At 65.7% G+C, this 20253-nt stretch carries 22 protein-coding genes; 9 read left to right on the top strand and 13 right to left on the bottom strand.

Annotation, left to right across the window (positions count from 1 at the left end):
- Nucleotides 1–29: 29 nt before the first annotated feature.
- The 5 genes from TabM4_RS14015 to rlmJ form a co-directional block, all read right to left on the bottom strand.
- The gene (locus TabM4_RS14015) at nucleotides 30–809 is read right to left on the bottom strand and encodes an ABC transporter ATP-binding protein (RefSeq protein ID WP_434613512.1); all 780 of its coding nucleotides are present in this window, start codon (nucleotides 807–809) and stop codon (nucleotides 30–32) included.
- A 115-nt stretch (nucleotides 810–924) separates the two neighbouring features.
- On the bottom strand, nucleotides 925–1692 hold the full coding sequence (locus TabM4_RS14010) for a phosphate/phosphite/phosphonate ABC transporter substrate-binding protein (RefSeq protein WP_434613509.1): 768 nt from the start codon (nucleotides 1690–1692) through the stop codon (nucleotides 925–927).
- Nucleotides 1689–2126: a TerB family tellurite resistance protein gene (locus tag TabM4_RS14005; protein ID WP_434613506.1), complete on the bottom strand. Its 438-nt coding sequence runs from the start codon at nucleotides 2124–2126 to the stop codon at nucleotides 1689–1691. Before TabM4_RS14005 ends, TabM4_RS14010 begins: the two co-directional genes overlap by 4 nt.
- Before the next feature lie 46 nt (nucleotides 2127–2172).
- Nucleotides 2173–3069 (bottom strand): PhzF family phenazine biosynthesis protein, encoded by an 897-nt coding sequence (locus TabM4_RS14000; RefSeq protein WP_434613503.1) that lies wholly within the window; start codon nucleotides 3067–3069, stop codon nucleotides 2173–2175.
- Nucleotides 3062–3847 carry a 23S rRNA (adenine(2030)-N(6))-methyltransferase RlmJ gene (gene rlmJ / locus TabM4_RS13995; RefSeq protein WP_434613500.1) on the bottom strand — a complete coding sequence of 262 codons (786 nt, stop codon included), beginning with the start codon at nucleotides 3845–3847 and terminating at the stop codon, nucleotides 3062–3064. Before rlmJ ends, TabM4_RS14000 begins: the two co-directional genes overlap by 8 nt.
- A gap of 149 nt (nucleotides 3848–3996) precedes the next feature.
- On the opposite strand from rlmJ, the gene TabM4_RS13990 reads away from it, so the two are divergent.
- Complete coding sequence (locus TabM4_RS13990) at nucleotides 3997–4317, top strand: type II toxin-antitoxin system RelE/ParE family toxin (protein ID WP_434613497.1); 321 nt, start codon at nucleotides 3997–3999, stop codon at nucleotides 4315–4317.
- A complete protein-coding gene (locus TabM4_RS13985) occupies nucleotides 4317–4595 on the top strand; it encodes a helix-turn-helix domain-containing protein (RefSeq protein WP_434613494.1) in 279 nt (92 codons plus the stop codon). The genes TabM4_RS13990 and TabM4_RS13985 overlap by 1 nt, the downstream gene beginning before the upstream one ends.
- Nucleotides 4596–4806: 211 nt before the next feature.
- On the opposite strand, the gene TabM4_RS13980 is transcribed toward TabM4_RS13985, so the two are convergent.
- The 4 genes from TabM4_RS13980 to TabM4_RS13965 all read right to left on the bottom strand — a co-directional run bounded on the left by TabM4_RS13980 (nucleotide 4807) and on the right by TabM4_RS13965 (nucleotide 8460).
- A complete protein-coding gene (locus tag TabM4_RS13980; protein ID WP_434613491.1) occupies nucleotides 4807–5502 on the bottom strand; it encodes a methyltransferase domain-containing protein in 696 nt (231 codons plus the stop codon).
- Between the two features lie 316 nt (nucleotides 5503–5818).
- Nucleotides 5819–7462, bottom strand: coding sequence for a CTP synthase (locus TabM4_RS13975; protein WP_434613488.1), 1644 nt, complete (start codon nucleotides 7460–7462; stop codon nucleotides 5819–5821).
- 158 nt (nucleotides 7463–7620) lie between these two features.
- Complete coding sequence (secG, locus tag TabM4_RS13970; RefSeq protein ID WP_434613485.1) at nucleotides 7621–8004, bottom strand: preprotein translocase subunit SecG; 384 nt, start codon at nucleotides 8002–8004, stop codon at nucleotides 7621–7623.
- Between the two features lie 66 nt (nucleotides 8005–8070).
- A complete protein-coding gene (locus TabM4_RS13965; protein ID WP_434613482.1) occupies nucleotides 8071–8460 on the bottom strand; it encodes a VOC family protein in 390 nt (129 codons plus the stop codon).
- Between the two features lie 182 nt (nucleotides 8461–8642).
- Between TabM4_RS13965 and TabM4_RS13960 the strand changes: the two genes are divergently transcribed.
- Both TabM4_RS13960 and TabM4_RS13955 read left to right on the top strand, forming a co-directional pair.
- Nucleotides 8643–9935: an adenylosuccinate synthase gene (locus TabM4_RS13960; protein ID WP_434613479.1), complete on the top strand. Its 1293-nt coding sequence runs from the start codon at nucleotides 8643–8645 to the stop codon at nucleotides 9933–9935.
- A gap of 13 nt (nucleotides 9936–9948) precedes the next feature.
- Nucleotides 9949–10185: a DUF2842 domain-containing protein gene (locus tag TabM4_RS13955; protein WP_434613476.1), complete on the top strand. Its 237-nt coding sequence runs from the start codon at nucleotides 9949–9951 to the stop codon at nucleotides 10183–10185.
- A gap of 93 nt (nucleotides 10186–10278) precedes the next feature.
- Here TabM4_RS13955 and TabM4_RS13950 read toward each other — a convergent pair whose 3' ends face one another.
- On the bottom strand, nucleotides 10279–12717 hold the full coding sequence (locus TabM4_RS13950) for a hypothetical protein (protein WP_434613473.1): 2439 nt from the start codon (nucleotides 12715–12717) through the stop codon (nucleotides 10279–10281).
- Nucleotides 12718–12857: 140 nt separating this feature from the next.
- On the opposite strand from TabM4_RS13950, the gene TabM4_RS13945 reads away from it, so the two are divergent.
- Nucleotides 12858–13556: a thiamine diphosphokinase gene (locus TabM4_RS13945; protein ID WP_434622081.1), complete on the top strand. Its 699-nt coding sequence runs from the start codon at nucleotides 12858–12860 to the stop codon at nucleotides 13554–13556.
- On the opposite strand, the gene TabM4_RS13940 is transcribed toward TabM4_RS13945, so the two are convergent.
- On the bottom strand, nucleotides 13501–14436 hold the full coding sequence (locus TabM4_RS13940) for a DMT family transporter (protein WP_434613470.1): 936 nt from the start codon (nucleotides 14434–14436) through the stop codon (nucleotides 13501–13503). The two genes, TabM4_RS13945 and TabM4_RS13940, sit on opposite strands and share 56 nt — an antisense overlap.
- Before the next feature lie 123 nt (nucleotides 14437–14559).
- Here TabM4_RS13940 and TabM4_RS13935 point away from each other — a divergent pair, with 123 nt between their 5' ends.
- A complete protein-coding gene (locus tag TabM4_RS13935) occupies nucleotides 14560–15180 on the top strand; it encodes a gamma-glutamyl kinase (RefSeq protein WP_434613467.1) in 621 nt (206 codons plus the stop codon).
- On the opposite strand, the gene TabM4_RS13930 is transcribed toward TabM4_RS13935, so the two are convergent.
- Together TabM4_RS13930 and TabM4_RS13925 are read right to left on the bottom strand one after the other, a co-directional pair.
- Complete coding sequence (locus TabM4_RS13930; RefSeq protein WP_434613464.1) at nucleotides 15181–16560, bottom strand: L-serine ammonia-lyase; 1380 nt, start codon at nucleotides 16558–16560, stop codon at nucleotides 15181–15183.
- Between the two features lie 6 nt (nucleotides 16561–16566).
- Nucleotides 16567–17271 carry a glutathione S-transferase family protein gene (locus TabM4_RS13925; protein ID WP_434613461.1) on the bottom strand — a complete coding sequence of 235 codons (705 nt, stop codon included), beginning with the start codon at nucleotides 17269–17271 and terminating at the stop codon, nucleotides 16567–16569.
- Nucleotides 17272–17403: 132 nt separating this feature from the next.
- Here TabM4_RS13925 and TabM4_RS13920 point away from each other — a divergent pair, with 132 nt between their 5' ends.
- The 3 genes from TabM4_RS13920 (at nucleotide 17404) to gor (ending at nucleotide 20198) form a co-directional block, all read left to right on the top strand.
- Nucleotides 17404–17967, top strand: coding sequence for a hypothetical protein (locus TabM4_RS13920; protein ID WP_434613458.1), 564 nt, complete (start codon nucleotides 17404–17406; stop codon nucleotides 17965–17967).
- 90 nt (nucleotides 17968–18057) lie between these two features.
- Nucleotides 18058–18843: a ribose-5-phosphate isomerase RpiA gene (gene rpiA / locus TabM4_RS13915; RefSeq protein WP_434613455.1), complete on the top strand. Its 786-nt coding sequence runs from the start codon at nucleotides 18058–18060 to the stop codon at nucleotides 18841–18843.
- Nucleotides 18840–20198, top strand: a complete 1359-nt coding sequence (gene gor, locus TabM4_RS13910; RefSeq protein ID WP_434613453.1) for a glutathione-disulfide reductase — start codon at nucleotides 18840–18842, stop codon at nucleotides 20196–20198. The genes rpiA and gor overlap by 4 nt, the downstream gene beginning before the upstream one ends.
- Nucleotides 20199–20253 lie beyond the last annotated feature (55 nt).

Here is a 20253-nt window from a genome sequence, read left to right as displayed (position 1 = left end):
GTCTTTGGGGTTTGCCCCGGCCCTGTCGTTCAGGCCGTGGCGGAAAGGAAACCGCGCAGCCTTTCGGTCTGCGGGTTCCCGAAAAGCTGGTCGGGCGGACCCTCCTCCTCGATCTTTCCCTTGTGCAGGAAGATCACATGGTCCGACACATCGGCGGCAAGCTTCATGTCATGGGTGACAAGGATCATCGTGCGCCCCTCTTCGGCCAGCGCCTTGATGACCTTCACCACCTCCTGCTCCAACTCCGGGTCCAGCGCCGAGGTCGGCTCATCAAACAACAGCGCCCGGGGCTCCATGCACAGCGCCCGCGCAATCGCCGCCCGCTGCTGCTGCCCGCCGGACAGTTGCGCGGGCCAAGCCTCGCATTTCTCGACGATCCCCACCTTTGCCAGATAGCCGCGCGCCTTCTCCTCCACTTCCCGTGGATCGCGCTTCAGCACCGTCACCGGCGCCTCCATCACGTTCTGCAGGATGGTCATGTGGGACCACAGGTTGAACTGCTGGAACACCATCGAAAGGTTCGTGCGCATCCGCATCACCTGCGCCTTGTCGGCAGGGTGGCGGTTCATGCCCGTGCCGCGCCAGCGCACGGCCTCGCCCTCGAACTCGATCTCGCCGTCCTGACTGTCCTCCAGCAGGTTGCAGCAGCGCAGGAGCGTGGATTTCCCCGAACCCGACGACCCGATCAACGATACGACATGCCCGCGTGGCGCGGTTAGATCGACACCCTTCAGCACCTCGAGCGGGCCATAGCTCTTGTGCAGGTTGCGGATGCGGATGACGGGTGTGTCAGGGCTGTTGGGTGTCACTGTCGGCAGCAGCTTTGTTGTTGTTCGGGCCTATGTGGGGGCCGAGTAAGACCGATCAATCGGGGCAATGCAACGCCCTTTCGGCATGGTCCCTGCGTCACCGTCGCCGTTTTGATCAGTTTTCCTGCCCGATCCGGTCAGGCGCGGGCGGAATGGGCACCGCGAGATAGGCCTCGGCCGGAATGGCCACGATCCCGCGCAGATGCAGCCTGTCCCGATCCTGCGCGTCAAGCCGCGCGATGGCAGCCGCGACTGCGGCAAAGATCGCCCCCGCATCCCGGCCCTTGGCGGTGATATAGGGAAGGGCAGGGGTCGGGTCCGTTGCCCCCACCACCTTCACGCCCGACACATCCTCGAATTCCGAAATCAGCGCCCATGTCAGCGCGTCGATGGCCGCCAGTTCCGCCCGCCCCTCGGCCACGGCGACGAAGGATGCGCGATGCGACCCCGTCTCCACCCCCGGCCGCAGGCGGATGCCCCGCGCCGCCGCGTGGTTGACAGGGGCGGCCCATCCCGATTGCGACAGCCCGTCATTATAGGCAATCCGCGCGCCATCGAACGCCTTGAACACCCCGCGCGGATCATCGGCCTGCGCGATCAGGATGGACCGATAGTATCCCGGCGCGCAGCCCTCATTCCCGAAATCCGGCGTGCCGACCAGTTCCACCCGCCCATGCAGCCGCGCCCGATAGGGAAAGCCGCAGGTCTGCGACAGGATCAGGTCTGGGCTTTCCCATTGCGGCATCAGAACCGCATCGCCCCGGCGCAAGCCTTCCGGCGCGTCTATCCCCCGTGCGGCCAGTTCCTCGCGGATCAGGGCCCAGTAACGATCCGTCTCCGCCCTGAGTTCCGGGCGGTCATACATCGGCAGCGCGGCGATCATCCCCGTTCCGCCCGCTGCCGCGCCAACCCCGATTCCACATCCGTCAGCCCGAGAAGCGAAGCAACCATCCGAAGAAGCCGGTCCTCCTCGGCGTCCCGCATCCCGTCGGCCAGCGCGACGGACCACAGCGCCTGCATCAGCGCCGTCCGATCCTCCAGCGCCGTAGCCGATTTCAGCGCACGGGTGAACCGCACCGTATCGGGGGCGACCGCCTCCAGCTCCTCCGCCTCGGCCCGCAGCTTCGCCACCTCGAAAGGTCCGATGCCGTGATGCGACATCAGCACGCGGTCGATCCGCTCCACCTCTTCGGCGGAATAGAGGCCGTCTGTCTTCGCCACCCGCACCAAAAGCGCGGCCAAGGCAAGGCGCGCATCGGGTTCGGGCAGGCGGGCGGGTTCGGGGGCGCTCAGCGCGCGCAGGATGGCTTGCAGCATGGGCGCGATCCTAGCATCCGCCGCGCGCGCGGCAAGACGGTGCGCATCACGCCTCGGGGATCGCGATGCGCCCTTCCGACAGGGCGACCGCCGCCCCCCGGATGCGGATGGCCCGGATCGCGCCCGCCGCCACCTCCACTGTCATGTGCAGGTCCGAGGGTCTCCCCATCTCCACCCCCTGCCGCAGATGGAACCGCGCCTCCCCTTCCCGCAGCGCCCCGCTCGCCATCAGTTGCGCCGCAAGGATCGCCGTGGCGGACCCGGTGGCCGGGTCTTCCGGTATCCCCGCCGTGGGCGAAAACATCCGCGCCCGGAAATCGCAATCGCCGCCGGGGGTATAGAGATATGCGCTGTCCACCCCCGCCGCCGCCATCACCGCATCCCAATGCGGCTGCATCGCCCGCGCCCGTGCCAGCACGTCCAACGATTCCACCGGCACATAAAGGAACCGCGGCCCGCCCTGCCAGATGCCGGGGCGATGCGCGCCAAAGCCGATCTCGCCCGCCCCAATCCCCAGCGCATCGGCCAAGCTGCTATGCACCCGCCCCTCCGTCCCGTGCGGGATCACGGGCGCGGTAAACTCCGCCTCCGTCACTGCGCCCCTCCGCCAGACGATGACAGGCACCAGCCCCGCCTCCTCCTCCAGCACCAGATGCGCCTCGAAATCCCCCGGTCCCGCATCCATCCCGGCCAGCAGCACTGCGCAACCGATGGTGGGATGGCCCGCGAAGGGGATCTCCGCCGTGGGAAAGAAGATCCGCACCCGCGCCCGATGCGCGGGATCGCGCGGTGCCATGACGAAGATCGTCTCCGACAGGTTGAATTCCCGCGCGATGGTCTGCATCTGCGCCGTCGTCAGCCCATCCGCCCCCAGCACCACCGCCAACGGATTGCCGGTGAAGGCCCGCGTGGTGAACACATCCAGCGTGTGGAATTCAAGCATCGCCCAACCCCCGGAACAGCGCATCCAGCCGCGCGCATTCCCCGTCAATCCCATAGGGCGCATTGAGCATCCACATCCCCGATCCCACCATCCGATGCCCGTCCCGCGCTGGCGGGAACCGCACCTCATGCCGCAAGGCACCGGGATGCGCCGCCATCAGGGCGCGCAGCATCCCCTCATGCAGCCCATCCGTCAGGATCGGATACCACAGCGCGATGATGCCCACGTTCCATTTCCGCGCCACCTGACCCACGAATTTCGGGATCGTCTGGTAATCCGCCTTCACCTCATAGGACGGGTCGATCAGCAGCATCCCTCGGCGCGGGGTCGGCGGCGTGATCGCCAGCGCCATCTCGAACCCGTCGCGCTTCTGCACATGCGCCCCCCAAGGGGCCAGCAGCGCCGCCAGCGCCGCATGTTCCTGCGGATGCAGCTCCGCCAGATGCATCACGTCGCCCTCGCGCAGCCCCATCGCCGCCAGAAGGGGCGACCCCGGATAGGCCCGCGCGCCATGCATCGCTCGCACCCCCGCCAGCGACCGCAGATAGGGGTGATCCGGTGGAAACCCCGCCTCCAGCCGCGCGATGCCCTGCGCCGCCTCGCCGGTCTTTTCCGCCTCGGCCCCGCCAAGGTCATAAAGCCCGCGCCCAGAATGGGTCTCGATATAGGACAGCGGCTTGTCCTTCTGCGTCAGGTAGTCGATCACCCATGCCAGAAGCGCGTGCTTCTGCACATCGGCAAGGTTTCCCGCGTGATAGCTGTGCTGATAGGAAAGCATCCCCCCGCCTAACCCGGAACCCCGCCCCCGCGCAAGCCGCCCCCCGTCACCGCACCCGCAGGGCAGGGGCCTTCACCCCCCATTGACCCTGCCGCGAGAGGATGGGGCATCGGGATTGACGAATATAGCGTAAAGGGTATATAGCGAAGATGCGATGCGTGGTGGAGCTGGTGCCTATGGCTGCGCAGGAACTGGCCGACCTGCCACCGGGTCTGCGTGGCAGGATGCTCCGCCTGATCGCCTTGGTCGAGGAATATGGGATCGCCGCCCTGTCCGCACCGCATGGTCGGCAGATCGACGGCAAACTGTGGGAGATGCGGGTGATCGCAGCAGAAGGCATCGCACGCGGGTTCTACGTCACCCTGCAGGGTCGCCGCCTGATCATCCTGCATGTCTTCGTAAAGAAAAGTCAGGCAACTCCGCCGCGCCTGATCGAACTGGCCCGTCAACGCATGAAGGATATTGACTGATGCCGACGATACCCTTTGCTGAATTGAAAGCGCGCCTTCTGGCCGATCCCGAAGCCGCCCTCGCCTATGACGCCGCGGTAGAGGAATACGCCGCGCTCGAGGCGATGATCCGCGCGCGGGCCGAAACCGGGGTCACGCAGGCGGAACTGGCCGAACGCATGGGAACCACGCAATCCGCCATCGCCCGTCTGGAAAGCGGCCGCGTGTCGCCCACGGTCGAGACATTGCAGAAATATGCCCGCGCGCTGGGCAAGCGGCTGAAGATCGAGATGATCTGACGGCTCAGGCGTTTCCTGACGCAGGAAACGCGACGGAATTAGAAGAGACCTTCCTCATTTAAAGTTTGGACAGCGCAGTTTCGCGCCAGTTCTCGCAATACTCTTCAACACTTAGAAATCCGTACACCAAAGGATACACTGTACTTCAGGTCTCCGACCGTTCAGATAAATTGCGCGCAGGCAAGAATTGTAAGTCATGGAATGTCTAGATTCACTTACCAGCAATTCTTCTCAGGGCGCTAATCGCCTTGTCACCCCCTATAGAAGCGGCGATATACTTTGCCATCGTGCCAATCGTTGCCTGAGGATTGGCCATCGCCCTAATTTCTGAGCGCATTGCGTCAAGGGTGGGAGCCTGACTTCCGGTTTCCGTCTTTGTGACGCCCACTAGCATAGTGTCGCAATGACCGAACTCTGCCTCCAAAACATAATCAGTGAACCACCAATCAAGCGCCGCTGCTTTCCTTAGGTCGGACGTTGATATGTTTCTATAATAATCCCATCCGAGTCCGATCGTGCCTGCAGAGTTGCTTGGAAGCGTACGCGTTGTTCCGTGTTCAGGTCGACCAATACCGGCACATGACACTATAACGATGCCCCCGGGTCGCGTCATGCGGAGCATATTGGCAAACGTTTCGGCCCAGAATGGATTATGCTCAAAGCATTCGCATGAAATTGCTACGTCGAATGTGCCGCTCTCAAATTCGACTAGCTGCCCTTGCCCAACAAGATCCACTCCCCGCCCATCGGCAACGTCAACCCCAATGTAATCACAATCCTTAAAGAAACTTCGCACGCTTCCGTTGATATCCATGCTGCCAATTTCAATGACCTTTGATCGATCAAAGTAATTTGGAAGGTGGCGCCGAACTATTTCTACGAACTCTAGTTGCTGTTTGTGTGCCATTGTACCAGCTTTCCAACCTTCTACCGATCAGGTGTCAATTTTTCTTAACAAAGCGATAAAAATTACTCCTTTCAAGTGATTCTGCAACTTTGACCCTTAGGAATGCTTGCCAAGACGTCACATCTCGTTGGGTGTGGCGCTTGGCCGTGAACGGCAGATTGGGAGTGTCAGGATTGAGGTTAAGCCTCGGCGAACAGTAATGGGGCTTGGCTGGCTGCCAATAATTGCAGTCATGGCTAACGGAGCGGCACTTCATTCATCAAATGTCTGCTGAGGCCAACGGAAAGATCGCGAGCAGCGTCAGATTTCGCCCGACTCACACCAGCCGGCTCACCTCCACCGCCGCCCGCACGAAATCGGCAAAGAGCGGATGGGGCGCAAAGGGCTTCGACTTCAATTCCGGGTGGAACTGCACGCCGATGAACCACGGGTGATCCTTCACCTCGACGATCTCCGGCAGCCGCCCATCGGGCGACATGCCCGAAAAGATCAGCCCGCATTTCTCCAGCTTGTCGCGATACTGGATGTCCACCTCATAGCGGTGGCGGTGCCGCTCTTCGATCACCGCCTCGCCATAGACCTGCGCCACGCGCGACCCGTCCTTCAGATGCGCCGTATAGGCCCCCAGCCGCATCGTGCCGCCCTTGTCATCCGTCACCTTGCGCGCGACGACATGGTTGCCCTGCACCCATTCCTTCAGGTGATAGACGACAGGCGTGAACCGCCGCGCCCCCGCCTCATGGTCGAATTCCTCCGACCCCGCATTGGCCATCCCCACAAGATTCCGCGCCGCCTCGATCACCGCCATCTGCATGCCCAAACAGATGCCCAGATAGGGGATCTTCTTCTCCCGTGCGAATTGCGCGGCCTTGATCTTGCCTTCCGTCCCCCGTTCCCCGAACCCGCCGGGAACGAGGATTGCATGGAAGCCCTCCAGCCATGGCGCCGGGTCTTCACGTTCAAAGATTTCCGCGTCGATCCATTCCGCCCGCACCTTGGTCCGGTTCGCCATCCCGCCATGGGTCAGCGCCTCGGCGATCGACTTGTAGGCGTCTTCAAGCTGGGTGTATTTCCCCACGATCGCCACCCGCACCTCACCCTCCGGGTGGGTGATGCGATCCATCACATCCTCCCAGCGCGCGAGGTTAGGCTTGGGCGCGGGCGTGATGCCAAAGGCATCCAGCACCGCCTGATCCAGCCCCGCCCGGTGATAGGCCAAAGGCGCCTCGTAGATCGTCTTCAGGTCATAGGCGGGGATGACCGCCTCCTTCCGCACGTTGCAGAAGAGCGCGATCTTCTCGCGCTCCTTCTCCGGGATCGGATGTTCCGACCGGCAGACCAGCACATCGGGCGCAAGGCCGATCGACTGCAATTCCTTCACCGAATGCTGCGTGGGCTTGGTTTTCAACTCCCCGCTTGCCGCCAGATAGGGCAGCAGCGTCAGATGCATCAGGATCGACTGCCCGCGCGGGCGCTCATGGATGAACTGCCGGATCGCCTCGAAGAAGGGCAGGCCCTCGATATCTCCCACCGTGCCGCCAATCTCGCACAGCATGAAATCGACCTCGTCATCCCCGATCTTCAGGAAATTCTTGATCTCATTCGTCACATGCGGAATGACCTGTATCGTCTTGCCGAGATAGTCGCCCCGCCGCTCCTTCTCCAGCACGTTGGAATAGATGCGCCCCGACGAGATGCTGTCGGTCTGCCGCGCATGAACCCCGGTAAAGCGTTCGTAATGCCCAAGGTCCAGGTCCGTCTCCGCCCCGTCATCGGTCACGAAGACCTCGCCATGCTCGAAGGGCGACATCGTGCCGGGATCGACGTTCAGATAGGGGTCCAGCTTCCGCAGCCGCACCGTATAGCCTCGCGCCTGCAACAGCGCACCCAGCGCCGCCGAGGCCAGCCCCTTGCCAAGCGAGGACACGACGCCGCCGGTGATGAAGATATAGCGCGCCATGGTCGGATCTCCCGTGATGTCATGTCCAAAGGGGCGATGTAATCCCCCTCAGGGAATCGCATCATCACGGGAGTTAAGCCTTAATCCACCTCGGCCCGGCTTGCAACCGGACCGCAAGATGCAGGCCCATCCGTGGCTTTTCCGTCAATAAGTGGTGGTCACTCGCTGGCCGCGGGCGGTGTCGCCGGGGCATCCGCCGCAGGCGGCGTCAGCGGCGCATCCGCAGGGGCGGGCGGCAGCAGGTCAGACCCCGCCGGTGCTTCGCCCGCATCCGTCGCCGGGGCATCCACCCCGATCTGATCCAGCACCGAACCGCTGTCCGCGCTGCGCGCGGCAAGGATGGTCAGCGTCAGCGATGTCACGATGAAGGCCGCCGCCAGCGCCCATGTCAGCTTCTGCAACGCGGTCGCCGCGCTGCGCCCTGACATGGCATTGCCCCCGCCGCCCATGCCCAGACCGCCACCCTCCGACCGCTGCAGCAGCACGATGCCCACAAGCAGCAAGGCAAGGATGAGGTGGACGGTGAGGACGACGTTTTCCATATGCAGGCTTTCCGCGAACTGACGCGCCTATCTAGGCGCAAGGCGGAAAGGGTGCAAGTCCAAGCATCAGGAGGCCGGAAACTCTTCGCAGACGGCAGAAAGCTTGTTGCCGTCCGGATCGCGCACATAGCAGGCATAGAAGGACGGGCCGAAAGGCCGCAGCCCCGGCGCGCCCTCGTCGCTCCCGCCATGTGCCAGCGCCGCGCGATGGAAGGCATCCACCGCATCGCGGCTCGGTGCCACAAGCGCAGGCATCGACCCGTTGCCCACCGTCGCGGGCCTACCGTCGAAGGGCCGCGTGACCCAGAGCCTGCAGCGACTGTCATCAGGCGCGGCATAGCCGATCTCGGTTTCCAACGTGCGGGCGCGGATCAGGCCCAGCGTCGCCATGACCGGATCATAAAAGCGCTGCGCGCGGGACAGATCGTTGGTGCCGAGTGTGATGTAAAGGAACATGCGCGCGACCCTGCCGCCGCTCCGCCCGCGCCACAAGCCCCAAATCATCGCGGAGAAATCGGGAAATCCCTTCGAACGAATTTGGTCCGCCCCCCCGCCGCCGCGACCATTTCCCCGTTTCCAACCCAAGCGCACCCCGCTATAGGACGCACGGTTTCACCGGACCGAAAAGGACAGTCCCGATGGCAAACGTGGTGGTCGTGGGCGCCCAGTGGGGCGACGAGGGCAAGGGCAAGATCGTCGACTGGCTGTCGGAACGCGCCGACATCGTCGCCCGCTTCCAAGGCGGCCACAACGCGGGCCACACGCTGGTCATCGACGGGAACGTCTACAAGCTCTCGCTCCTGCCTTCGGGCATCGTGCGCGGCGGCAAGCTGTCGGTGATCGGCAACGGCGTCGTGCTTGACCCCTGGGCGCTGCTGTCGGAAATCGAAAAGCTGCGCGGGCAGGGCGTCGACGTGAACCCCGACAACCTGCTGATCGCCGAGAACACCCCCCTCATCCTGCCGGTCCACGGGGAATTGGACCGCGCGCGCGAAGGTCAGGTCGGCGTGGCCAAGATCGGCACCACCGGGCGCGGCATCGGCCCCGCCTATGAAGACAAGGTGGGCCGCCGCACCGTCCGCGTGGCCGACCTCGCCGACGAGGCGACGCTGGACCTGCGCATCGGCCGCCTGCTGACGCATCACAACGCGCTCCGCGCTGGCCTCGGCCTCGACCCCATCGACGCCGCCGCGCTGAAGGCGCAATTGCTTGAGGTCGCGCCGAAGATCCTCCCCTACGCCAAACCCGTCTGGAAGGTCCTGACCGAAGCCCGCCGCGCGGGCAAACGCATCCTCTTCGAAGGCGCGCAAGGCTCGCTCCTCGACGTGGATTTCGGGACCTATCCTTACGTCACCTCCTCGAACACGCTGGCAGGCATGGCCGCGACCGGCACGGGGCTTGGCCCCACCGCCGTCGATTTCGTCCTCGGCATCGTGAAGGCCTACACGACCCGCGTCGGTGAAGGCCCCTTCCCGACGGAACTCTTCGACGCCGATGGCGAACGCCTCGGCGAGCGCGGCCATGAATTCGGCACCGTCACGGGGCGCAAGCGCCGCTGCGGCTGGTTCGACGCAGTGCTGGTGCGCCAGACCTGCGCCACCTCTGGCGTGTCGGGCATCGCGCTGACGAAACTCGACGTGCTGGACGGGTTCAAGACGCTGCGCATCTGCACGGGCTATGAACTCGACGGCGAGAAACTCGACTACCTGCCCACCGCCGCCAACCTGCAGGCCCGCGTCAAACCGATCTACGAGGAAATGGAGGGCTGGACCGAATCCACCGCCGGCGCGCGGTCCTGGGCCGACCTGCCGGGGGCGGCGATCAAATATGTCCGCCGGATCGAGGAATTGATCCAGTGCCCGGTCGCCCTACTTTCCACCTCGCCGGAGCGGGACGACACCATCCTCGTGACGGACCCCTTCGCCGACTGACGAAAGGCCCCGCATGGCGCTCTCCTACAAGACCCGCCGCAAGCTCTCGCTGCTGATCCTGCTGGTCGGCCTGCCGCTCTACATCGTTGTCGCGGTGAATGTGGTGGGCCTCTTCGACCGCCCGCCGATCTGGCTGGAACTCCTGATCTATGTCGGCCTCGGCATCCTCTGGGCACTGCCCTTCAAGGCGGTCTTCAAGGGCGTGGGTCAGGAAGACCCCGACGCGCCCCCCCGCAATGACACCGAATGAAACGGGAAAAAGGCGGACCCGTCAGGTCCGCCCTCCCCTTGGGGCCCGGTTGGCAGCGCCCGGCCCTCTATCCTGTTCAGATGATGCCCGGACCTAGCCCGCGATCTTGCGCGCCTCGGCCAGATAGCGCGACTCTTCCGACACGGTGAACTGCCCGCGCCGCACCTTCGCGATGCGCCCCTCGCGCAGCAGCGTGCCGAAACTGCGCAACCCATCCTCGCGCTGGAAACTCTCGGCCGGAACCACCGTCGTCAGGTTCCGCATCAGTTGCGGGCGGCTGAAATGCGGGCGTCCCTCGACCCCGGCCAGATAGGCCGCTGAGGCTTCCAGAACTTCCTCAAGACCCACCGCGCCGACCCGTTCGACGAATTCGGCAAAGCCGCGCGCATCCCCGAAGAGGTTCGAGACATCCTCCTCCTCGTCCTCCTCGTCATCCACCTGCGACCCCATCTCCGCCGCCGTGGCCATGCCCAGCCCGCCCGAAGAAACGCGGCGCGGCCGGATCGGTGCCGAAGGGGCGGTAGGCGCAGCGGTCATCGCCGTGCTGCGCGGACGGTCGATCCGCTGTTCCGAGACAAGCACCAGCGGGGCAGGGCGCTCGCCCGATGCAGCGGCCTGCGCGCCGCCGCGTCCCGGCAGCGCGGCCTTCACGGCCATCGCCAGATCGTTGCGATAACGCGCAAGGCGCGACACGGTCTCTGTCTCGCCCGTCTTCTCGCCCGCGACCTTGCGATCCGCCACGGTGGCGGCAACGGCCGCCTTCAGATGGGCAATCGCCGATTGCCGACGCTTCGTCTCGCTCCCCGACATCTCGCTGTCGGTCTGTTTCATCAGGCGCCCCAGCGCCTCATCCGCCGAGGGCCCCTCAAAGCCGCGGCGCGGCTCGGCCTGGGCCGATGCGGCGGTTTCGGCAAAGGGATGATCCTCTTCCTCGTTCTGCATCAGCGCCGCGAGTTCACGCTGCAACGCGGCCTCATCCTCGGCCGAGAGCAGGGGCGTGCGCCCCTCCGCCATGCTTTCCGCGACCTTGGCCTGCACCGCGTCGATCTCGCTGCGGTCCTGCGGCGCGCTTGCCGCCACGGGTTCCGCGACGACGGGGGCAACCACAGGCTCGGCAGCAGGCTCTGCCGGGGCAACCTTGGCCTCCACCACGGGTGCAGGCTCTGCCGGGGCAACCTCCGCCGCCTTCGCCTCGATGGCCCCCGAAAGGTCCTCGCCGCGACGGATGCGCACAACGCGCGCCCGCGCCTTCATCAATTTCTCCGCAGCCGTCGGGCGCGGGGCCGCCACCGGTGTCGGTGCGGGCAGATCGGCGACAGGCTCCGCCTGCACGTCCTCCTCCACCGCTTCCTCCGGCTCGGCTGCCTCATCGACCGGGGTCTCCGCCGCGATCTCCACCTCCTGCGGCAGAACCGCCTCAGCCTCGGCCTCCGTGACCACGGCCTCTGCCACCGGCTCCCCGTTCGCTTCTCCCTCGGTCGCACCGCCCAACACGCTGTCCAGCGCGGCCAACATCCCGGCATCGGCCGCGACGCCCTCTTCCTGTTCCGGCCAGATATCGGCGACAATCTCGCCACCTGCGATCGGGGCGCTATCCTCTTCTGCCTCCTCGGCAGGGCTGTCCACAGCCGCCTCCGGTGCTGCCAGCGCCGCCATCACGGCATCCGACACATCATCCGTCGCGGCCTGCTCGGCCACCTCCTCCGGCAGCACGACCTCAGGCTCCGCCGCGATCCCGGCCCCCGCCTCGGCCACATCCTCGACGGCAGGCGCATCCGCCTGCGCCGCTTCCATCACCGCGCTCAGGTCGAAATCCGGAACCGCAGGCTCCTCCGTCGGGGCGTCGAACACCCCCTCATCCACGGCCTCGACCTCCGCCTCTTCCAGCAGGGCCGCTTCGATCCCACGCTCTTCCGGCAATTCCGCCGCATCCGGCGCGATATCCTCGGGAAGGAAATCCGCCAGCGCCGATGCCACCCCGGCATCCAGCGCCTCCGTCTCCAGATCCTCGGCATAATCCGGCAGGGCAAAGCTCACCACCGGCGTCGTCTGAACCGCCGCCGCGGCTGGCTGCGCCGCCACCTCGGACCGCAGACGGGACAGTTTCTCCACCACCGACTCGCCAACCGCGGGCGCGGCCACCACGCTCGGCGCAGGCACCTCGGCGGCGGGCCTCACCACCTCGGGCGCTTCGGCAACTGGGGCAACAACGGGTGCCACCGCCGGCATCACCGCAGGCGCGGCGACAGGCGCTGCAACCGCCGGCTCACCATCGGCATCGGATGCCCGCAGCACCACGCCGTTTTCCTGAATCTTCGCTTCCACCCGCCGCTGGATCTCGCGCTCGGCAATCCGGTGCAGCATCGCCGCATCGGGGGTAGGGGGCTCGGCCCCGAAGTAACGGTCCTCGGCGGCGAGGTCGCGGAAATATTCCGCAATCGCCTTCATCGTGTTGAAGGGATCGTCGAAACCTTCAAGAGTACAGGAGAATGTCCCGTACGAGACCGTCAGAATCTTACTCGCACCGTTCATCGGATGCTCGCTTTGCCCAGTTTCGATGGCCCCAACTTACCCTGTTCCTGTTCCTTTTCATGGACAGATAGGGGTAATTTGAAGGATTGATTATGGCCCACGAACGCTCGATCTGCCTCAATTCGAAAGACAATATTGCCATGAATGCCCCCATTGTCCAATCGTCCGATGGGGTCACCCTCGTGGGCGGCGGACCCGTGTCGCAGGCCGAGTTCCGCCTTGCAATCAAGCGCGCGCCAAGGATCGTCGCCGCCGATAGCGGGGCCGACCGCGCCCTCGCGGCAGGCTTCACCCCCGAGGCGGTGGTGGGCGATTTCGACTCCATCTCGGATGCGGCGAAAGCACGGCTGGGACCGAGCCGATTGTTCCCGATTCCCGAACAGATGACCACCGATTTCGACAAGGCCCTCCGCTCCGTCGCGGCCCCCTTCACCCTCGCGCTGGGATTCGCCGGGGCGCGGGTCGATCACGGGCTTGCCGTGTTCAACAGCCTTGTCCGCCACCCCTCCCGCCGCTGCCTCGTCATCGGTCCGCGCGATGTGATCTTTCACGCCCCGCCGCGACTCGACCTCGCCCTGGAACCCGGCGACCGCCTCTCGCTCTTTCCCATGCAGCCCGTCACCGGCCAAAGCACCGGCCTCGAATGGCCCATCGACGGGCTGGACTTCGCCCCGCATGCCATGATCGGCACCTCGAACCGCGTCACCGCCCGCCGCGTGACGCTGCGCATGGACGGCCCCGGCATGCTGGTGATCCTGCCCCGCACGCGGCTGGACGCCGCCCTCAGATCGCTTCTGCCGGAAGGGTGGCAGCCGCAGCCCGCTTCGCCTTCGCGCTGATCCGCTCGCGGTGGATGACATACAGCCCCGACGACACGATCACCGCAATCCCGGCCCATGTCATCGCATTCGGGAAATCCCCGAAGATCAGGTAACCCAGCGCCACCGCCGCCACGATTTCCGTATAATGCAAAGGGGCCAGCGTCGCCGACGGGGCGTATTTCAGCGCATAGGTCATGCACATGTGGCTGACGCCTGCCCAGAACCCCACGCCGAACAGCCACAGCCAGTTCAACCCCTCCGGCATCACCGGATCGAATTCCGCCCAGCCCGTCCCGTCGAACAGGAACATCAGCGGCACGCAGATCACAATCCCCGCCAGCGAGGTGTGCAGCTGCATCGTCACCGGGTGCATATAGGCCGCCATCGCCCGCGTCACCAGCATGTAGAAGGCAAAGAAGAATGCCGTCCCCAGCGGCCACAGCGCCACATAGCCAAACGCCGCCAGCGATGGCTGGATCACCAGAAGCGCGCCCCCGAACCCCACCGCGCTCGCCGCAATCCGGCGGGGTCCCACCTCGTCGCCAAAGATCAACCGCCCAAGGATCAGTAGGATGAACGGCTCGACGAAAGCGATGGCCAGCGCATCCGCCACCGGCATCACCGCGATCCCCGAAACGAAACTGAACGTCGACAGGATCAGGAACACCGCCCGCAGGAAGACGAAGCCCAACACCCGTGGCGATACCGCCCATGACAGGCCCATCCACAGCACGATGGGCAGCATCAAGGCCCCCTGCACCACGAAGCGCGCGGTGGTGATCTGCCCCACCGGAATGCCATTCTCCGCCGCCAGCTTGGACGCCACGTCCAGAAGCGGCGCCAGCATGCAAAAGCACAGCATCAGGACGATGCCGGGGAAGATGCGGTCCTGTCTCATGCCTCGGGCCTAGCCGCCCCGCGCCGCCCCGTCCATTCCGAAACCGACATTCCCCTTGCCTAAAGGCCACCTCTCCGCAATCTTCCGTGGAAATTAACGAAGATTACCAAAAGGGTGCGCCCCTTGTTCCTACTGCGGCAGGCCGGGCTGGTTTTCCTGTCCAATCCCAAGACCGCTTCCCAAGCGGTCCTCGCCATGCTCGCCCCCCATGGCGAACGGCCCGAGGCCGCGCGCGCCACGCCCCATCTGAACGCCCGCACCTATGCCAACCGCTGGGCCCCGCGCCTTGCCGCCCAATATGGCCAGACCTTCGAAACCGTCGCCGTCATGCGCCAACCGCTCGCCCGCCTCCACAGCTGGTTCCGCTACCGCCAGCGCGACGCGCTGATCGGCAAACCGAATTCCACCCAAGGCCTCACCTTCCCGCAATTCGTCGAGGCCGCGCTTTCCGACGAACCGCCTCCCTATGCGGCGACCGGGCGACAGGACCGCTTCCTGGGCTTTCTCGACGGCGGCCCGCCCGTGACGCATATCTTCGACCATGCCCAGATCGACCTGCTGGTCGACTTCCTCTCCGAACGGCTCTCGGTCCCGCTCAAACTCGACCGTCGCAACATCTCGCCCGGCTCGCCGCAGCTTCCCGATCTGCCCCCGGGCCTTGCCGCCCGCTACGAACGCGCCCACCGCAGCGAGATCGCGCTTTACGACCGCGTTTCAGAAAAGGGCCACCTCGTCACCCTCTGATCAGCAGTTGGGAACGTTCACCGCCAGCCCGCCAAGGCTGGTCTCCTTGTATTTCTCATGCATGTCGCGGCCCGTCTGGCGCATAGTCTCGATGCAGACGTCAAGGCTCACCAGATGGATGCCATCCCCCCGCAGCGCCAAGGACGCTGCCGAAACCGCCTTGATCGCGCCCAGTCCGTTCCTCTCGATGCAGGGCACCTGCACCAGACCCTTCACCGGGTCGCATGTCATGCCCAGATGATGCTCCAGCGCGATCTCCGCCGCATTCTCCACCTGTTCCGGCGTCCCGCCCAACACGGCACACAGCCCCGCCGCCGCCATAGCCGCCGCCGACCCGACCTCCGCCTGACAGCCGCATTCCGCGCCGCTGATGCTGGCATTGTGCTTCACCAACCCGCCGATCGCCGCCGCCGTCAGCAGGAATTCCCCCACGCGGGACGAGGACGCCCCCGGCACATGGTCCAGCCAATAGCGGATGACCGCAGGCACCACCCCCGCCGCGCCATTCGTCGGCGCGGTGACGACCTGACCACCCGCCGCGTTCTCCTCATTCACCGCCATCGCATAGAGCGACATCCAGTCGTTGATCGTATGCGGCGGCGTCATGTTCAGCCCCCGCTCCGCCATCAGCGCGTCATGGATGCCCTTGGCCCGGCGCCGCACCTTCAACCCGCCGGGCAGGATGCCCTCACCCGCCATCCCGCGCGTGATGCAATCGTTCATCACCTGCCAGATGCGCTCCATGCCCCGGTCCAGATCGGTCGCCGAGCGGAACTTCAACTCATTCGCCCGCTTCATCGCGGCAATGCTCAACCCTGAGGCCTTCGCCATGGCCAGCATCTCATCGGCCTTCTCGAACGGATAGGGCACATCCGCCCGCGCCTTGGCCTTGCCGCCCCCCGCTTCCGCCAACTCCCCCGCCGTCAGCACGAAGCCCCCCCCGATGGAATAATAGGTCTCCTCCATGATCACGTCGCCCTGCGCGTCGGTCGCCTTCAGGATCATCCCGTTCGCATGCCCCGCCAGCGCGGGACCATAGTCGAAGACCAGGTCCTTGCCCGGATCGAAGGCCATCTCGCCCATTCCCGGCACGTCGATCACCTTGCGCGCCTTGATATCCGCCAGCACCGCCTCGGCCTTCGCCGCGTCATAGGTGGCAGGTTCGAACCCCGCCAGACCAAGGATCGTCGCCCTGTCCGTCGCATGCCCCACCCCGGTAAAGGCCAGCGACCCATGCAGCGATGCCCGCAACCCTTTGAAATGGAACGGCGACGCGCGCATCTTCTCAAGAAACCGCGCCCCCGCCACCATCGGCCCCATCGTATGGCTCGATGACGGGCCGACGCCCACCTTGAACATGTCGAAGACGGACAGGAACATGCAGGCTTACCCCTCGGGATCGCTGAAGAACCGCCCCGACAGCCCATTGGCAGCGGCGGCTCGGATGGTGGCAGGCCGCGCCTCGCAGGCAACGGCAATGGCATGCAGCGCAGGGAACCCCTGTGCGGAAATGGCAAGATCAGCGGCCCAAGGAAACGCCTTCATCCAGCGTAAAAGCATGGAAATGTAAATTCCCAGAACCCCCGGCCGCTCTGGCAAAAGCCAGTCGGGCCGCGTCGCGGCCACCGCCTCCAGCGCCGCCAACCGCTCCAGCAGCCGTGCCCGCGCCGCCTCGGCCACGATGCGGGCATGGTCCTCGCTGATCCGGTAGGGATGGATCAGATCCATCACCGCCGTGTGGATACCGTTGTTCACAAAGACGAACCAAGACAGGAACGCCCCCCGCTCCGCCGCGCCCGGCGCAGGCGCAAGCCCGTGCCGCTCACCCAGATACAGAAGGCAGGCCCCCGTCTCGAACACCGCGCCCTCCGGCGTCTCCAGCGCAGGCACAAGGCCCATCGGATGCCGCGCCAGATGCGCGGGCGCCTTCAACTCCCCCGCCTCCAAGTCAAGAAACCGCGCCTCATAGGGCACGCCCGCCTCTTCCAGCGCGACATGCACCGCCAGATTCGCGAAATCCTGAACGCCGTACAGCCGATACACCATGCCGATCCCCGCGCCTCCCTGCGCCGCCACACCATGCGCTGCCACAATAGGGCAGGCGGTGCCGAAAGCGACAGTCTTGCGCGCCTTTCCGCACCGCGCCACCGCCAAAGCGGCATTCACCACTCCTTAACGCCTCTCCCCCATCCTGTGCCCATATCCTCCAGAACGGAGCCGATCATGCGCCCATTCCTCCTCTCTGCCCTCCTCGCCCTCCCCGCCACGGCGCAAGAGGCCGCGCCCTTGCCCATATCGCTGCCCTCTTCCCTCCCGCCCGACGTGGCGGAGGCCATCCTCGCCCGCCCCGACCGCTTTGCCGACATGGCCGCCGACCTGATCCACGGTCACGGCACCGGCGGCACGATCAGCCCCGCCACCATCGAAACCGCCATCGCGCTGGATCGTGCCTTCTACCGCACCCGCGCGCTGCGCCCCTTCCACGAATCCGATCTCGACGGCGACGGCACCCTCACCCCGGCCGAACTCGCCGCCCGCGCCGCCACCCTCTCGCCCCCCGGCCGCGCCCGCCTGATGCGCGACGCCACCGCCGCCGACGCCGATGCCGACGGCACGCTCACCCCCGCCGAACTCGCCCCCTATGCACAGGCGCAGGTGGCCCGCGCGCTGCGCCCGCTGGACGAGGGGCTGATGCGCGCCGCCGCCGCCTTCGACGCCGATGCCGACGGCCTGACGGCGCTGACGGAAATCACCCGCGCCCTGCGCACGCTCTCCCCCGCCGATTGACCGCCGGGCAGGGCAGGGGGCGGCATTTCGCCCTTACACGCCCCGCCCGCTTTGCCTATAAGCAGGGGCAAGCCGCGAAGGAGATGCCCCATGCCCGCAGACCTTTCCCCCATCGACAAGGCGAAATTCGTCGCCGCGAAACGCGCGACCGAATTCGTCGAGGATGGCATGAAGCTCGGCCTCGGCACCGGCTCCACCGCCGCATGGATGGTGCGCTGCCTTGCCGAACGCATCCGTGAAGAGGGGCTGCGCGTCACGGGCGTCCCCACCTCCACCCGCACGGCGGAACTGGCGGCCTCCCTCGGCATTCCCATCACCTCGCTCGACGATGCCAAATGGCTCGATCTCACCATCGACGGCGCCGATGAATTCGACCCGCAACTCGCCCTCATCAAGGGCGGCGGCGCGGCCCTCCTGCAGGAAAAGATCGTCGCCACCGCCTCCGACCAGATGATCGTCATCGCCGATGCCGCGAAAGAGGTCAGCCAGCTCGGCGCCTTCCCCCTCCCGGTCGAGGTCATCCCTTTCGGCTGGCAGACGACCAAGGCCCTGATCGAGGAAACCCTCGTCTCCCTCGACGTCCTCAACCGCGACTGCACGCTGCGCATGAACGGCGACCGCCCCCTCGTCACGGATGAGGCCAATTACATCATCGACCTGCATCTGAAACGCATCGGCAACCCGCGCCAACTGGCGCTCGTGCTGAACCAGATCCCCGGCGTCGTGGAAAACGGACTCTTCATCGACATCTGCGACATCGTGGTGATCGGCCATGGCGATGGCCGCGTCACCGTGCGCGACATCAATCAGGGGACCGAGGGCGAGGATTTCGTCGAATTCGCCCCCTCCGACAACATCTTCGCGGATATGGAATGACCTTCGACACCGACCTCTTCGTGATCGGCGGCGGCTCCGGCGGCGTCCGCGCCGCCCGCATCGCAGCAGCCGAAGGTGGCGCCCGCGTCATGCTGGCCGAGGAAAGCCGCATGGGCGGCACCTGCGTCATCCGGGGTTGCGTGCCCAAGAAACTCATGGTCTTCGCCTCCGCCTTCCCCGACCTGATGGAGGATGCCAACGCCTATGGCTGGCGCGTGAAATCCGAAGGCTTCGACTGGCCGCGCTTCCGCTCCGCGCTCGAGGCGGAACTGACGCGGCTGGAAAACGCCTACCGCTCCACCCTGACGAATGCGGGCGTCACCATCCACGATGCCCGGGCCACGGTGGTCGATCCCCATACCGTGCGCCTTTCAACGGGCGAGACCTTCACCGCCAAGCACATCCTCATCGCCACTGGCGGCTGGCCCTTCGTTCCCGATATTCCGGGCCGCGACCTCGCCATCACCTCGAACGAGATCTTCCACCTCGACACCCTGCCGAAACGCGCGCTGGTGGTGGGCGGCGGCTACATCGCCTCCGAATTCGCCTGCATCCTGCACGGCCTCGGCGTCGAAACCACGCAATACTACCGCGGCGCGCAGATCCTGCGCGGCTTCGACGATGAATCCCGTGGCCATGTCGCCAATGCCATGCAGGCCCGCGGCATCGCCATCCATTGCGGCACCGATGTCCTGCGGCTGGAAAAGACCGCGACCGGCATCCGCGCCGTGGCCACCGACGGCAGCGAAAAGGAATTCGACCTCGTCCTCTACGCCACCGGCCGCCGCCCCAATGCCGCAGGCCTCGGCCTGCAGGAGATCGGCGTGAAATTCGGCCGCAACGGCCAGATCCTCGTCGATGACTGGTCGCAGACCGCCGTCCCCTCCATCTATGCCGTGGGCGACGTGACCGATCGCGTCAACCTGACGCCCGTCGCCATCCGCGAAGGCCACGCCTTCGCCGATACCGTCTTCCGGGGCATCCCGACGCGCTTCGACCACGACCTCATCCCCTCGGCCATCTTCACGCAGCCCGAACTCGGCAGCGTCGGCCTGTCCGAGGAACAGGCCCGCGACATCGAACCGATCGAGGTCTATTCCGCCACCTTCCGCCCGATGAAGACGCTCTTTGCAGGCAGGCCGGACCGCGTGCTGATGAAACTCATCGTCAGTCAGGCCACCCGCAAGGTTCTGGGCTGCCACATCGTCGCACCCGACGCGGGCGAGTTGATCCAGCTTGCCGCCATCGCCATCCGCATGGGCGCCACGAAAGAGGATTTCGACCGCACCGTCGCCGTTCATCCCACCATCTCGGAAGAACTGGTCACGATGCGCAAGCCCACCCGAAAGGGCTAGACGCGTCGCGCCAAGTGCTTGAATTTGGCGCGCGCATGCACAGTTTAAGCCGGAC

Source organism: Tabrizicola sp. M-4 (assembly GCF_051132405.1).
Taxonomy (GTDB): Bacteria; Pseudomonadota; Alphaproteobacteria; order Rhodobacterales; family Rhodobacteraceae; genus Paragemmobacter.
Note: the sequence above shows the minus strand (reverse complement) of the source record. Positions and strands in the feature narration are given on the sequence as shown.